Genomic DNA, 13,672 nt, shown 5'->3' on the forward strand with positions numbered 1-13,672 from the left:
GACGTGCTCGTCCACAGGAGGCGCCGGCACCAGGACGGTCCCGGCGTCCGGGGTCCAGGCTCAGGGGTATGCCGATCCCCGCTCCCCTGCTCACGATCCTCCCCCTCGTCCTCGGGCTGGCTCCGCTGGTAGCGCCCGCCCGCACCGCCGACCCGGGCACTTCCTTGCCGACGCCGCCGGTGGCCGCCACCGCCCCCGCGCCCCCGGTGGCTCGGACGAGATGGGTGTCACCGGTGACGCCGCCGGTGGTGCTCCACCCCTTCGTCGCCCCGGCGCACCGGTGGTCGCCCGGTCATCGTGGCGTCGACCTGGCCCTGCCGGTCGACGGGCAGGTGCGTGCGGCGGGAGCCGGCGTCGTGGCCTTCGCGGGGAAGGTGGCGGGCCGTCCGGTGGTGGCGGTGGACCACACCGGGATCCGGACGACCTACGAGTCCGTCCGGCCGGTGGTGTCGGTCGGACGGACCGTGGCGGCCGGAGAGCTCCTCGGCACGCTGGCCGGGCCCGGGCACTGCCCGCAGGGGTGCCTGCACTGGGGTGCGCTCCAGGGCGAGAACTATCTCGACCCGATGAGCCTGCTGGCGCCGCCGGAGATCGTGCTGCTCCCCCTGCGGTGAGGGCCTCAGGCGCGGGGGTGCGCCTGCTGGTAGGCCCGTCGCAGCCGATCGACGGACACGTGCGTGTAGATCTGCGTGGTCGACAGGTTCGCATGGCCCAGCAGCTCCTGCACGACCCGCAGGTCCGCCCCCCCGTCGAGCAGGTGGGTGGCAGCGCTGTGCCGCAGGCCGTGCGGGCCCAGGTCGCCCGCGCCTTCCACCTGGGCGACCGCCCGGTGCACCACCTCCCGGACCTGGCGCGGATCCACCCGGCGGCCCCGGCGCCCGAGGAACAACGCCGGCCCGCTCGCGTCAGTCACCAGCTGTGGGCGGCCCCGCTCGAGCCAGGCCGCCAGCGACCGCTCGGCGGGGACCCCGTAGGGCACCGTGCGCTCCTTGGCACCCTTTCCCAGGACCCGGGCGGTCCGGGACGCGGGGTCGACGTCGTCGACGTCCAGGCCGACGAGCTCGCTCACGCGGACCCCGGTGGCGTAGAGCAGCTCCAGCATCGCCAGGTCCCGGAGCCGGAGCGGGTCGTCGGGCTGCTCCCGGGGCGCGGCCGCCGCGTCGAGCATGGCCTGCGCGTGACCCCGGTCGAGCACCTCCGGGAGGGTTCGCCGACGACGAGGCGCCGCGAGCCGAGCGGCCGGGTCCTCGGTGACGAGCCCGCGGCGGGTGGCCCAGGCGTAGAAGGACCGCGCCGCCGCCGCACGACGGGCGACCGTGGAGCGCGCCGCGCCCGCCTCGGCGTGCCGGGCGAGCCAGGCGCGCAGGTCCGGCAGCGCGAGCGCGAGCAGACCGCCGGCCCCCACCTCCCGGGCATAGCCGTCCAGGTGCCGCAGGTCTGCGACATAGGCCCGCACGGTGTGCTCCGAGCGGGCGCGCTCCACGAGCAGGTGCCGGGCGAACTCGTCCAGGGGGTCGGGCGCCATGGAGCCACCCTCCCAAGACCGCCTGGGGCCCGCGCGCACCCGGCCGCCGACGCGCCGCCGGCTGGTCCGTCAGGTCCGGGTCGCCCCCTCGATCAGGGGGCGAGGTCCAGGCGAGGCGCGTCGACCTCGCCGTCCGCGGCCCGGGCCTCGACGAGCTCACGGCGGCGCCGGCCCGCCTGCAGCCGCTCGGACCGCACCCGGCCGCTCAGCCGGCACAGGCCCTCGTCGGTCTCGGCGAGGTCGCGCATCACGAGCCGACCGAAGGCGGCCCGAGCCTCGGCGAGCGGCAGACCGGCTCGCCGGGCCACGCCCTCCAGCGCCCTGCCCCGGGCGTACGGCAGGGCATCCAGGAGGGCCTGGTCGACAGGAGCCAGCTGGTCCCGCTCGGACTCCGGCCCGCGAGGCTCGGGAGCCAGGTCCTCCCCCATCCGCCCGCACAGCTCCGCGACCTCGGCCGCGTCGGTCACGAGCAGGGCGGCTCCGTCCCGGATCGCCTGGTGGCACCCGGCGCTCGCCGCGGAGGTGACCGGGCCCGGCACGGCACCGACGGGTCGCCCCAGCGAGACCGCGTGGCGCAGGGTGCTCAAGGCGCCGCTGCGATAACCCGCCTCGATCACGACGGCGCCGTCGGTCAGGGCCGCGATGAGCCGGTTGCGCTGCAAGAACCGCGAGCGGGTCGGGGCGCACGCCGGGGGCACCTCGCTGACCACCGCGCCGGTCTCGGCCACCAGCTCGAGCAGCCGGGCATGGGCCGCCGGATAGGGCCGGTCGACTCCGCCGGCCAGCACCGCCACCGTCGTCCCGTCCGACCCGAGGGCGCCGCGGTGGGCCGCCGCGTCGATGCCGAAGGCTGCACCCGACACCACGCCGAAGGCCCTCCCCACCAGGCCCACGGCCAGCTCGCGCGCCACGTGCTCGCCGTACGCCGTGGCCGCCCGCGACCCGACGAGCGCCACCGACCGGCGCAGCGCCAGGTGCAGCGGGGCGGGACCCCGCACCCACAGGCAGGCGGGGGCGAGCCGCCCCAGGTCGTCCAGCCCCGAGGGCCACTCGGCGTCGCCGGGGACGACGAGTCGGGCCCCGCACCGCTCGGCGAGGTCGAGGTCGCGCGCCGGGTCGGCGTCGCGCAGCCTGGCCTGCAGGGGCTGGTGGCGCGCGTCCCGGCTGGCAGCCAGCGCCTCCAGCGCATCGGCGTGATCCCCGCGGCAGGAGTCGAGCAGCGCGAGCACGCGGCGGTCACAGGGCTCGGCCACGCGGCTCCACAGCGCCCGCGCGGCCCGGTCGTCCTGCGGGAGCCGACCCGGGGTCATGCCGCCATCCCCTCGGCCTGGCGCAGGGTCAGGGCCTGGTCCACGTCGTCGCGGGTGGGCACGTCGTGACCGGCGAGGTCCGCGATGGTCCACGCCACGCGCCGCATCCGGTCGTAGCCCCGCAAGGTCAGCGCCCCCCGCTCGAGGGCGGCGTCCAGGGAGCGCAGCGCCGGCCCCGGGATCTGCCAGGCACCGTGCTGCAGGGCTCGCCCGGGCACCTCGCCGTTGGTGCGCCAGGGCTCGCCGGCCGCGCGGTCCGCGGCAGCCGCCCGTGCCCGGGCGACCCGCCCCGCGACGGCGGCGCTCGGCTCCGGCTCGGTGTCGACCCGGTGCAGGCTGGTCACCGCCGGCACCGTGAGCCGCAGGTCGATGCGGTCCAGCAGGGGCCCGGACAGGCGCGACAGATAGGTGCGTCGCTGCAGCGGCGTGCAGTCGCAGGCCAGACCCTTGCCGACGGCCCGGCCGCAGGGGCAGGGATTGGCGGCGAGGACGAGCTGGAAGCGTGCCGGGAAGGTGGTGGTGCGGCGTGCCCGACCCACCGTCACGCACCCCGCCTCCAGCGGCTGGCGCAGGCCGTTGAGGACATTGGTCGCGAACTCGGGGGCCTCGTCCAGGAAGAGCACCCCACGGTGCGCCGCCGTGACCGCCCCCGGCACCGGGTGCCCCATCCCGCCCCCCACGAGCGAGGCCATCGAGGCTCCGTGATGGACGGCACGGTAGGGCGGCCGGCGCACCAGCCCCAGCGGGGCCGCGTCCGCGCTCATGACCGACTGGATGGCGGTGACCTCGAGGGCGTGGTCGTCGGGGAGGAGTGGCAGGAGCCCCGGGAGGCGCTCGGCGAGCATGGTCTTCCCGGCTCCCGGCGGCCCGCACAGGAGCAGGTGATGACCCCCGGCGGCTGCGACCTCGAGGGCGAACCGCGCCTGGGTCTGCCCCACGACGTCGGCGAGGTCCGGCGCTTCGTTCGGCATCGGCTCCTCCTCGTCCGCCCCGGTCGTCAGGGTCCCCTGCCCCCGGTGGAAGGCCACCACCTCGGCCAGGTGCCAGGCACCACGCACGTCGGCACCCTCCACGAGCGCCGCCTCCCTCAGGTTCGCCGCCGGCACGACGACCCGGGTGCGGCCCTCGGACACCGCAGCCCGCACCGCCGGCAGCACGCCTCGGACGGCCTTGATGCTGCCGTCCAGCGACAGCTCGCCCAGGTGCACGGTCTCGGTCACCCGACGCGGGACCTGGCCGTCGGCCGCCAGCAGGGCGATGGCCATGGGCAGGTCGAGCGAGGAGCCGGCCTTCGGTCGCCAGGCCGGAGACAGGTTGACGGTGAGCCGCCGGCTGGGGAGCGGCACGCCGGCGTTGGCGGTGGCCGCGCGGATCCGGTCCTTGGCCTCGCCGACGGTCGCGTCGGCCAGCCCGGTCACCGTCAGGGCGGGCAGCCCCGGGCTGGCGTCCGCCTCGACGTCGACGACCAGCCCCTCCAGCCCGTCCAGCGTGACTCCGCGGGTCAGGCCGATGCTCACGACAGCACCGCCTCGAGGTGCTCGACCTGCGCCGCACCCGTCCGAGGCACCGTCACCCCGACCACGTCCACGCGCACGTGCGGAGACGTGACCTCGGGATGCGCCTGCAGCCAGCGGACGGCGAGCCGCCGCAGGCGGGCGGCCTTGCGCAGGGTCACCTGGTCGAGCGGCCCGCCGAAGGCTGTCGACGTGCGGGTCTTGACCTCGCACACCACCAGGGTCGGCGGCTCGCCGGGGGCCACCGCCACGATGTCGACCTCGCCCAGGTCGCACCGCCAGTTGCGGTCCACCACCCGCAGGCCGCACGCCTCCAGGTGGCGCGCCGCCACCTTCTCGCCATACTCACCGACCGCGCGATGCCGCGCAGGCCCCGTCCCAGCACCCATCGTCCACCTCGACCTCCGCCCGGCCACCATGACCGGGGGCTCCAGGGTGACGCGGCCCGCACCGTCGGGACGGACGTCCCATCGCGCCTGTGGACAGTCCCGGGGGACCGCGACGAGCTGGGGACAAAGCCCCGCCGGAGGGGGGTTCCGGGGCTCAGCGCGGGAAGCCGGGGTCCTTGGCGAGGTCCAGCTCGGACTTGGCGAGCTCCTCGACGTTGACGTCCTTGAAGGTCACGACCCGCACGTTCTTGACGAACCGGGCCGGGCGGTAGACGTCCCACACCCAGGCGTCGGACATGGTGACGTCGAAGTAGACCTCGCCGCCGTCCGAACGGACCCGCACGTCCACCGAGTTGCACAGGTAGAACCGCCGCTCGGTCTCCACGACGTGCGAGAAGAGGCCGACGACGTCGCGATACTCGCGATACAGCGCCAGCTCCATCTCGGTCTCGTAGCGCTCCAGGTCCTCTGCGCTCATCGCCCCTGCTCTTCCTCGTCGTCGACGTCCGGCACGCGGGCCGGCCCCCCATCATCCTCCATCACACCACCCTGCGGCAGCACGCCCGGCAGCCGCCAGGAGCGCCGGTGGTGCACGGTGGGCCCCAGCCGCGACAGCGCGTCCAGGTGCCCGGGGGCGGCGTAGCCCTTGTTGTCGGCGAAGCCGTAGTCCTCGGCCACGTCCCCGGACGCCGCGAGACCGACCATGATCGCGTCCCGCTCGACCTTGGCCAGCACACTCGCGGCGGCCACCGACGAGCACCGCACGTCCGCCTTGACCATCGTCCGGACCGGGAGGACCTCGTCGTCCCAGGCACCCAGCAGGCCCACCCGGTCCGGCTCGGTGAACCAGTCGTGGTTGCCGTCCAGCAGGACCAGCGTGGGTATCAGCCCCGCAGCCGTGGTGCGGTCGAGCGCGCGCCTCGCAGCAAGGCGGAGCCCGGCCATGATCCCGTGCTCGTCGATCTCGGCCGGCGAGGCATGGCCCACGCCGTATGCCGGCGCCCAGCGCCGCAGCCGGGGCACGAGGCGCTCGCGGGCGGCGGCCGTCAGGAGCTTGGAGTCCCGCACGCCGGTCGGCGCGGCGCCGACCTGCTCGTGGACCAGGACGACCCCGACGCTCACGGGCCCGGCGAGCGCGCCCCGGCCCACCTCGTCCACCGCGGCGATCACCCGGCGCCCCTCGGGAAGCTCGCGCAGCAGAGAGCGTTCCAGCCGCAGCGTCGGCCGGGTCGTCGTCGCTCCCGCCGTGACCCGACGGGGCGGGTGGGCGAGCGGAGCGGCGCCGGTGCCGGTCACCTGGGGTCGGGGACCGAGGCGAAGACCTCGCTGGGCTGACCGAGCCAGGTCAGGTCCGACAGCGGCCAGACCACGGTCACGGCGCGCCCGACGACCTTGCTGACGGGCACGGAGCCCTGCGAGCCGTCGTGCTGGGGGTCGTGCAGGCGGGAGTCGCCCGAGTCGCTGCGGTGGTCGCCCATCAGCCACAGCCTGCCCGGGGGCACCGTGATGTCGAAGGGCTGGTTGCTGGGGGCGTCGCCGGGCTTGAGGTAGGGCTCGGTGACGGCAGTGCCGTTGATGGAGAGCTTGCCGTCGGGGGTGCAGCACTTGACCTTGTCGCCGGGCAGCCCGATCACCCGCTTGATCAGGTGGTTGTCCGAGTCGTTGGGCATGAGGCCCACGAAGACCAGGGTGTCGTGGACGGCCTTGGACATCCCGGTGCGTTCCGTCGGGGGGAGCGTCGACAGCCAGTGGTCCGGGTCCTCGAAGACGACGATGTCGCCGCGCTCCAGGGAGAAGGGCGAGGGCGTCAGCTTGGACACGACGACCCGGTCGCCCCGCACGAGCGTGTCCTCCATCGAGCCGGAGGGGATGTAGAAGGCCTGCATCAGCCAGGTCTTGACCGCGAGCGACAGCACCATGGCGAGGACCACGACGACGACGAACTCCCGCAGGGCGTGCAGGATGTCCTGGCCTGGCCGGCGCCCGGCCTGGGCTTCGGCACGAGTGGCACCCGGCCGCGCCTCGTCGGGTGCCGGGGCCGTCACCCGGCCGCGCTCTCGCGAGCTGCGGACCTCGTCCGGCTCACCGGCGTCCCTGCGCGGGGGCGTCAGGTCGTCGCTCATCGATCTCCTCCGAGGGTGGGGGTGGGTAGGGCGGACAGCTCACGGCGGTGCCCGGGCGGCCAGATCACCTGGACCACGTGGCCGGTGACGTCCCGCGCGGGCAGGAAGCCGCCGCCGGGTCGGCCGAGCCGGGACCGGGAATCGGCCGAACGACTGCGGTGATCACCCATCAGCCACAGTGTGCCCGTTGGGACGGTGACGGAGAACGCGACCTCGCTGGGCGTGTCCCCCCTCGCGACATACTCCTCGCGCAGCGGGACGCCGTCCAGCAACAGACGCCCCTGTGCGTCGCAGCACCGGACCTGCTGCCCGGCCGTGGCGATCACTCTCTTGACCAGGTGCTGCCCCGGTGACTCCCCGGCGATCCGGCCCAGCAGCCGACGCGCCCAGGGGCGTCGGTCCTCCAGGCCGAAGCTCTGGCCGTCCACGACCACCACGTCGCCCGGACGGACCGCGGCGGGCCGCTTGTCGACGAGGATCACCTCGCCCGGCCGCAGGGTGGGCTCCATGGAGGCGCTGGGCACCGCGAACCAGTCGACGAGGAGGGTGCGGGCGAGCACGAGGGCGAGCCAGGCGACCAGGACCGCCGCCAGGAGGTGCCGGGTGCGCCGGGACGACAGGACCCCGGCCGACGTGCTGTCGGCCGGGGTCCTGTCGTGGTCCTGGGGCTGCACCAGGGAAGCCTAGCGGCCCCGCCTGGGAGCAGCGGCCGCGATCACTTGCTGGGGATGTTCTCGCGCTTCTCGCGGATCTTGGCGGCCTTGCCACGCAGGTTGCGCAGGTAGTACAGCTTGGCGCGGCGGACGTCACCACGGGTCATGACCTCGATCCGGTCGATGACCGGGGTGTGCAGCGGGAAGGTGCGCTCGACACCGACGCCGAAGGAGATCTTGCGGACCGTGAAGGTCTCGCCGATGCCGCCGCCGGACTTGCGGATGACGACGCCCTGGAAGACCTGGACACGCGAGCGGGTGCCCTCGATGACCTTGACGTGGACCTTGAGGGTGTCCCCCGCGCGGAAGTCGGGGACGTCGGAGCGCAGGCTCGCGGAGTCGAACTCGGCCAGCTTCTTCATGAGAGTTCCATTTCTCGCAGGGCGCCACAGGTCGTCCTGCCGTCAGCCTCGCCGGGGCGAGGAGGGCGTGGGCGGTATGACGTCCCCGACCGCCACGTGCCCACCGCGCAGCGGTGGCCACTCCCCCTGTGGCAGGGGCGTGATGTCTGTCGGGAACGCAAGGAGCAATTGTGCCAGACCCGAGGGGCTGACCTCAAAAGGTCGTCGCACGCGGCCCCGGCAGGCCCACGCCGCCCGGGGGGAGCGGGTCGCTCAGCGGCCGCCCGGGGCGGTCCGCGGTGGGGCTGCAGGCGCCGGATGGGCGTGCTCGTCGGCTCCCTCGGGCAGGCGCCGACGCCGGGCCGGCCGATAGCCGGCCTTGCGGGCGACGCGCCGGGCCCGCTCGTCCGCGTCGGCGAGGTCTGCGACGAGGTGACGGGTCCCGGTGGGAGCGGCGGTCTCGGCATACCCCAGCAGCGCCCGGCCGAGCCCGCGTCCGGTCAGGTCGGGGGCGACCACCAGGCGGCCGACCTGCCAGGTCTCGGCGTCGAGCGCGCGACCCGCGACCGACGCCACCAGGCGGCCCCCCACGCGGACCACCCAGGTCTGCCAGCCGTCGAGCCGCGCCCGCTCACCTGCCGACGCGGCACCCTCGGCCAGGTCGCCGTCGCGGGCCCCTCGGGCGGCGGCGCGGAGCACCCACAGCTCCGCCGCGTCGGCTGCCACGGCCGGCTCGGGGACGGCGTCGGTGCCGGTCAGCGCGGCGGCGGGCGGCAGCAGGTCGGGGCGACGGGCCGCAGTCCGCTCCAGCCGCTGCTGGTGCCGCCACGACGCGATGGCACCGTGGTCGCCCGACAGCAGCACCGAGGGGACCTCTCGGCCGCGCCAGGAGGCGGGCTTGGTGTAGACCGGGTACTCGAGCAGGCCGTCCTCGTGGGACTCCTCCACGAGGGACTCGGCATTGCCGACCACGCCCGGCAGCAGCCGGGCCACCGCCTCGGTGATGGTCAGCACCGCGACCTCGCCGCCGTTGAGGACGTAGTCACCCAGGGAGACGATCCGCACCCGCCCGTCGAGTCGCTCGGCCGCGTAGTCGTAGACGCGCTCGTCGATCCCTTCGTACCGCCCGCACGCGAACGCGAGCCAGGGCTCCTCGGCGAGCTCGTGGGCCATGGGCTGGGAGAAGCGCTGTCCCCCAGGACCGGGCACGACGAGCAGGGGCCGGCGCCCGGCATAGCTCTCGTCCCCCACCTCGGCGAGGTGGTCGATCGCGCGCGCCCACGGCTCGGGCGTCATGACCATCCCGGCGCCCCCGCCGTAGGGGGTGTCGTCGACGGTGCGGTGGCGGTCGGTCGTCCAGCCCCGCAGGTCGTGGACGTGCAGGTCCAGCAGGCCCTCCCGGCGTGCCTTGCCGATCAACGACAGGTCCAGGGGCGTGAGGTAGTCGGGAAAGATCGAGACGACGTCGAGGCGCACGGTCACCCCTGCGCGAGGTCGAACAACCCCGCCGGCGCATCCATGACGATCCGGCCTCCCGGCACGTCGACGACGGGCACGATGGCCTCGACGAAGGGGACCAGAGCCTCACGCCCGTCGCTCAGCCGGACCTCCAGCAGGTCCTGCACCGCGCGGGTGTCGAGCCCGACGACCTCGCCGACGACCTGTCCCTGCGGGTCCTCGACCCGCAGACCCACGAGATCGCTCTCGTAGTAGCCGTCCTCGCCGTCCTCGTCGTCCGCAGGCGCGATGGCGTCGGTGGAGAGCACGAGCAGGGTGCCGCGCAAGGACTCGGCGCCGGTGCGGTCCGGGATCTCCTCGAAGGCCAGGAGCCAGACGCCGTTGTGCAGGCGCGCCGACCGCAGGGTCAGCTCGCGCGGCACCCCGGAGCCGGGACGGGCCTCGGTGGCGAAGCGCACCCCGGGCACGAAGCGCGAGCGCGGGTCATCGGTGCGGCTCTCCACGGTGACCTCACCGCGCAGGCCGTGGGCCTTGCCGATGCGGGCGACGACGACGTCCATGGGGTCCTCCTGCAGTCGGTGCTGTGGCCTGCCCGGGTGCGGACAGACCGCGAGGGGCGTGTGCCGGAACCGGCACACGCCCCTCGTCAGTGCTGTTGCGTGCTCAGCGCACGCGGTCGGTGTCGACGATGTCGACGCGGACCTGCTTGCCACCGGCCAGCGCGCCCAGCACGGTGCGCAGGGCGCTGGCCGTGCGGCCCGATCGGCCGATGACACGCCCGAGGTCGTCCGGGTGGACGCGGATCTCGAGCACCTCACCGCGGCGGAGCTCCTTGCGGCGCACCACCACGTCGTCATCGTGGTCGACGATGCCCTTGACGAGGTGCTCGAGAGCCTCCTCGAGCACGATCAGGCCTCGGCCTTCTCGTCGGTCGCCGCGCCCTCGACGGACTCGCCGGCCGGGACCTCCTCGGCCTCCGCGGAACCGGCGGCCTCGGCGGCCTCCGTCGCGTCGGTCGTGGTGGGGGCCTCGGTGGTGGGCTTGGCCGGAGCGGCGTCAGCCTTCGGCTCCTCGGCCTTGGGCTCCTCCTTGGCCTTCTTGGCCTTCGGAGCCTCCTTGGGCTCGAGCTCGGCCTTGGCGAGGGCCTCGTTGTAGAGCTCCTGCTTGGACCGCTTGGGCTCCTTGACCTGCAGGGTGCCCTCGGCGCCCGGCAGGCCCTTGAACTTCTGCCAGTCACCGGTGATCTTCAGCAGCGCGGCGACCTGCTCGGTCGGCTGGGCGCCGACGCCCAGCCAGTACTGCGCGCGCTCTGAGTCGATCTCGATGCGGGAGGGCTGCTCGGTCGGGTGGTAGAGACCGATCTCCTCGATCGCACGACCGTCGCGCTTGGCGCGCGAGTCCATGACGACGACGCGGTAGTACGGTGCACGGATCTTGCCCATGCGCTTCAGGCGAATCTTGACGGCCACGAGTGTGGTGTCTCCTTGGATGTGATGTGGGTGAGACCGCTCACGGCACCGTGGGGACAGGCGCGGACGGGCTCGGGTGGACACGACAGGCTCGGCGAGAGGGTCCGCACCCGACGCATACAAGGGTCCATCATGCCAGACCGGCGCCCGGGGCGTGACATCCGCCGTCGGGGTTCACCCACCCTCCGGCATACCTCCGTCGTCGGGTCCTGCCAGCAGCCGCTCGAGGTCGAACGACTCGGGGATCTGCGCGATCGTCTCGGACTCGGCGAAGAGGTGCCCCTGCGCGTAGTCGCAGCCCAGGTCACGCAGCACCCGCCCGACGCAGGCCTGCTCGATCCCCTCGGCCACGACCTGGAGGCCGAGCGTCTGGGCCATGCCGATGACGGCGGCGACCAGGGTGCGGTCGGGGTCGCTGCGGGCGGCGCGCACGACCAGGGAGCGGTCGATCTTGAGCAGCTGCACGGGCATCCAGGACAGGTGGACCATCGAGCTGTGGCCGGTGCTGAAGTCGTCGATGGCCAGCCGCACCCCGGCGTCCGCGAGGCTGCGCAGCACCTCGGCCTCGGTGGAGGCCACGTCGACGAAGGACCGCTCGGTCACCTCGACGACCAGCCGTTCCCGGGAGATGCCGGCCTCGTCGAGTCGTCGGGTCAGGTCGGCCAGCAGCCCGGGACGGCGCAGCTCGCGCGGCCCCAGGTTGATGGCCACGAAGTGAGAGCGTGTGCTGGACGCGAGGTCGCGGATCGCCGCCGCCATGACGACCCGGCCGAGCTGGTCGATCAGCCCGGACTCCTCAGCGATCTCGATGAACTCGGCGGCCCGCACCCGCCGGCCGTCCTCCTCCAGGCGGCACAGGGCCTCGACCCCGACGACCCGTCCGGTGCTCAGGTCCACGATCGGGTCATATGCCGGGAGGATGCGCCCGTCCTCCAGCCCGCGGCGGACCCGGTGCTCCACCTCGAAGCGACGCAGGGCCTGCTCGCGGTCGGCCTGGCCGAAGACGTAGATCCCGCCCCCGCCCTCGGACTTGGAGCGGTGCAACGCCACGTCGGCGTCTCGCAGGAGGTCGAGGTCGGTGCCCCCGGAGCTGCTCAGCGAGCCGGGGCCGGTCTGGACGACCCCGATGCTGATCTCGGGGCGCACCGCGCCCACGCCGGGCAGGTCGATGGGGCTGCCCAGCTCCAGGACGAGGGTGCGGGCCAGGGCGACGGCGTCGAGCTGGCCCTCGCTGTCGACCAGGACGCAGAACTCGTCACCTCCGAGGCGGGCCACGCAGGTGCTGCCGGACAGGGCGAGGGCCGCCGTCTCGAGCCGGCGCCCGACCACGGACAGGAGCGCGTCCCCGACGTCGTGCCCGTGCGCGTCGTTGACCACCTTGAACCGGTCCAGGTCGAGGTAGAGCACGGTCCGCCAGGTGCCCGGGCCCACGGGGATGCGCAGGCGGGCGAGCAGCGCCTCGCGCGAGTACAGCCCGGTCAGCTCGTCGTGGGCGGCTCGCCAGGTGAGCTCGGCGGTGCGCTGGCGGACGAGCAGCCGCAGCTCCTGCTCGCGGCGGCGGGAGCGCTCGAGGTCGGCCCGCAGCAGGTCGACCTGGTGCTGCTCGGCGAGCGTGCGGGCCCGGTCCGCAGACTCCGCACGCTGCTCCGCCCGCCTGGCCTCCCGCTGCTCCTTGAGCAGCGCCAGGGCGGCGTGCTCGTCACCCGCGCGCTCGACCGCCTCGGTCAGCACGTCGTACACCGCCTCGCGGTGGGCGCTCGGCAGCGCCCGGGCGGGGGCGTACGGCGCGAGCGCGCGCACGGCGGCCTGCGGGTCCCCGGCGCGCAGGTGGGCCGTGGCCAGGGCGAGGACGGTGGCGAGGGTGGGGTCCCCCGCGGTCCGGGCCTCGTCGTGGGCGAGACGGCGCAGCTGGTCGGGGGCCTCGGGGTCACCCATCGTCGCCTTGACGGTGGCCACCCGGCGCAGGTGCTCGCTGGGGTTGAGGCCGGCCCGGACGCCGAGCCCCGCGGCCCGCTCGCTCTCGGCGAGGGCCTCCTCGCCGCGGCCCGCGGCGAGGAGCAGCTCGGCGCGAATGCCGTGGAGGCGCGCGTCGGCCGCGTCGGAGCGCGGTTGTCCGTCCGTCTGGAGGGCGCGGTCGACATAGGGCAGGCCGAGCTCGGGCTTGCCCAGGGTGAGCATCAGCTGGGCGAGGCGGGCGAGGAGCAGCCCGCGCACGCCGCCGTCGGGGTCCAGGTCCAGGCCGGCGCCGAAGGCCAGCATCGCCGCCTCGGCGTCGCCCGCGGTCGCTGCGCACTGTCCCTCGAGGGCATGGTGCGCGGCGAGGGCGCGCCGGACGAGCGGGTGGTCGGGCAGCGGCAGTCCGAGCGAGGACTGGGCGGCCTGGGCGCACTCGCGGGCGCGGCCGACGTCCCCGACGGCCAGCAGGGCCTCACCGCGGCTGACCTGGGCCTGGACCTCCACGACCAGGCTCCACGGGCCCGGGGGCAGGTCGTCGACGACCTGGAGCGCCCCCGCCGCGACCTGGAGGGCGGACCCTGGGTCGTTCTCCCCCAGGTAGCCGAGCTCCGCGGTGAGGTCGACGGCACACTGCACCGTGGCGTCGTGGGCGAGGTCCGGGTCGTTGCGGGTGAGTCGCTCCAGGCGACGTGCCGCCCGGGCGGCCCGGCGGATCCGCAGCGCGGCGTCGCTGGCCGCCAGCCCGACACGCAGGAGAGCCGAGTCGTCGCGGACTCGGCTCTGCTGAGGATCGTGCAGGCTCACAGGGCACATCATGCCCGACGATGCGCACTCCTAGTGATGGATTGTCACTAGTAGTTATATTCGGGTGCTG

Annotated in this window: 15 protein-coding genes; 1 reads left to right on the plus strand and 14 read right to left on the minus strand. The window is 74.6% G+C overall.

Going from position 1 to position 13,672, the window contains the following annotated elements; genetic code table 11:
• Positions 1 to 68: 68 nt before the first annotated feature.
• Positions 69 to 614, plus strand: a complete 546-nt coding sequence (locus MM438_RS07550) for a peptidoglycan DD-metalloendopeptidase family protein (RefSeq protein WP_241451879.1) — start codon at positions 69 to 71, stop codon at positions 612 to 614.
• Between the two features lie 5 nt (positions 615 to 619).
• Here the strand turns inward: MM438_RS07550 and MM438_RS07555 are convergent, their stop codons facing one another.
• The 14 genes from MM438_RS07555 to MM438_RS07620 all read right to left on the minus strand — a co-directional run bounded on the left by MM438_RS07555 (position 620) and on the right by MM438_RS07620 (position 13,602).
• Entirely contained in the window at positions 620 to 1,525 is a 906-nt protein-coding gene (locus MM438_RS07555) for a tyrosine recombinase XerC (protein WP_241451880.1), read from the minus strand.
• 92 nt (positions 1,526 to 1,617) lie between these two features.
• Positions 1,618 to 2,835 carry a DNA-processing protein DprA gene (gene dprA, locus MM438_RS07560; protein WP_241451881.1) on the minus strand — a complete coding sequence of 406 codons (1,218 nt, stop codon included), beginning with the start codon at positions 2,833 to 2,835 and terminating at the stop codon, positions 1,618 to 1,620.
• A complete protein-coding gene (locus tag MM438_RS07565; protein ID WP_241451882.1) occupies positions 2,832 to 4,352 on the minus strand; it encodes a YifB family Mg chelatase-like AAA ATPase in 1,521 nt (506 codons plus the stop codon). The genes dprA and MM438_RS07565 overlap by 4 nt, the downstream gene beginning before the upstream one ends.
• Positions 4,349 to 4,738, minus strand: a complete 390-nt coding sequence (locus MM438_RS07570; RefSeq protein WP_241451883.1) for a YraN family protein — start codon at positions 4,736 to 4,738, stop codon at positions 4,349 to 4,351. Before MM438_RS07570 ends, MM438_RS07565 begins: the two co-directional genes overlap by 4 nt.
• 154 nt (positions 4,739 to 4,892) lie before the next feature.
• Complete coding sequence (locus MM438_RS07575) at positions 4,893 to 5,216, minus strand: DUF2469 domain-containing protein (RefSeq protein WP_241451884.1); 324 nt, start codon at positions 5,214 to 5,216, stop codon at positions 4,893 to 4,895.
• Positions 5,213 to 6,034 (minus strand): ribonuclease HII, encoded by an 822-nt coding sequence (locus MM438_RS07580; protein WP_241451885.1) that lies wholly within the window; start codon positions 6,032 to 6,034, stop codon positions 5,213 to 5,215. The genes MM438_RS07575 and MM438_RS07580 overlap by 4 nt, the downstream gene beginning before the upstream one ends.
• Positions 6,031 to 6,861 carry a signal peptidase I gene (gene lepB, locus MM438_RS07585; protein WP_241451886.1) on the minus strand — a complete coding sequence of 277 codons (831 nt, stop codon included), beginning with the start codon at positions 6,859 to 6,861 and terminating at the stop codon, positions 6,031 to 6,033. The genes MM438_RS07580 and lepB (MM438_RS07585) overlap by 4 nt, the downstream gene beginning before the upstream one ends.
• The gene (gene lepB, locus MM438_RS07590) at positions 6,858 to 7,535 is read right to left on the minus strand and encodes a signal peptidase I (RefSeq protein ID WP_241451887.1); all 678 of its coding nucleotides are present in this window, start codon (positions 7,533 to 7,535) and stop codon (positions 6,858 to 6,860) included. Before lepB (MM438_RS07590) ends, lepB (MM438_RS07585) begins: the two co-directional genes overlap by 4 nt.
• 41 nt (positions 7,536 to 7,576) lie before the next feature.
• Positions 7,577 to 7,936 (minus strand): 50S ribosomal protein L19, encoded by a 360-nt coding sequence (rplS, locus tag MM438_RS07595; protein ID WP_241451888.1) that lies wholly within the window; start codon positions 7,934 to 7,936, stop codon positions 7,577 to 7,579.
• A gap of 252 nt (positions 7,937 to 8,188) precedes the next feature.
• A complete protein-coding gene (gene trmD / locus MM438_RS07600; protein WP_241451889.1) occupies positions 8,189 to 9,391 on the minus strand; it encodes a tRNA (guanosine(37)-N1)-methyltransferase TrmD in 1,203 nt (400 codons plus the stop codon).
• A 2-nt stretch (positions 9,392 to 9,393) separates the two neighbouring features.
• Positions 9,394 to 9,933, minus strand: coding sequence for a ribosome maturation factor RimM (gene rimM, locus MM438_RS07605; RefSeq protein ID WP_241451890.1), 540 nt, complete (start codon positions 9,931 to 9,933; stop codon positions 9,394 to 9,396).
• 103 nt (positions 9,934 to 10,036) lie between these two features.
• A complete protein-coding gene (locus MM438_RS07610) occupies positions 10,037 to 10,279 on the minus strand; it encodes an RNA-binding protein (protein ID WP_241451891.1) in 243 nt (80 codons plus the stop codon).
• A gap of 2 nt (positions 10,280 to 10,281) precedes the next feature.
• Positions 10,282 to 10,842 (minus strand): 30S ribosomal protein S16, encoded by a 561-nt coding sequence (gene rpsP, locus MM438_RS07615; protein WP_241451892.1) that lies wholly within the window; start codon positions 10,840 to 10,842, stop codon positions 10,282 to 10,284.
• 174 nt (positions 10,843 to 11,016) lie between these two features.
• Complete coding sequence (locus MM438_RS07620; RefSeq protein ID WP_241451893.1) at positions 11,017 to 13,602, minus strand: putative bifunctional diguanylate cyclase/phosphodiesterase; 2,586 nt, start codon at positions 13,600 to 13,602, stop codon at positions 11,017 to 11,019.
• Positions 13,603 to 13,672 lie beyond the last annotated feature (70 nt).

Origin of the sequence: Arsenicicoccus dermatophilus (genome assembly GCF_022568795.1) — a bacterium.
GTDB classification, from domain to species: Bacteria; Actinomycetota; Actinomycetes; order Actinomycetales; family Dermatophilaceae; genus Arsenicicoccus; species Arsenicicoccus dermatophilus.

Excerpts from the sequence above, each read along its gene's own strand:
- MM438_RS07550 (WP_241451879.1), top strand. The coding sequence starts at position 69 with ATGCCGATCCCCGCTCCCCTGCTCACGATCCTCCCCCTCGTCCTCGGG.
- MM438_RS07555 (WP_241451880.1), bottom strand. The coding sequence starts at position 1,525 with ATGGCGCCCGACCCCCTGGACGAGTTCGCCCGGCACCTGCTCGTGGAG.
- dprA (WP_241451881.1), bottom strand. The coding sequence starts at position 2,835 with ATGACCCCGGGTCGGCTCCCGCAGGACGACCGGGCCGCGCGGGCGCTG.
- MM438_RS07570 (WP_241451883.1), bottom strand. The coding sequence starts at position 4,738 with ATGGGTGCTGGGACGGGGCCTGCGCGGCATCGCGCGGTCGGTGAGTAT.
- MM438_RS07575 (WP_241451884.1), bottom strand. The coding sequence starts at position 5,216 with ATGAGCGCAGAGGACCTGGAGCGCTACGAGACCGAGATGGAGCTGGCG.
- lepB (WP_241451886.1), bottom strand. The coding sequence starts at position 6,861 with ATGAGCGACGACCTGACGCCCCCGCGCAGGGACGCCGGTGAGCCGGAC.
- rplS (WP_241451888.1), bottom strand. The coding sequence starts at position 7,936 with ATGAAGAAGCTGGCCGAGTTCGACTCCGCGAGCCTGCGCTCCGACGTC.
- rimM (WP_241451890.1), bottom strand. The coding sequence starts at position 9,933 with ATGGACGTCGTCGTCGCCCGCATCGGCAAGGCCCACGGCCTGCGCGGT.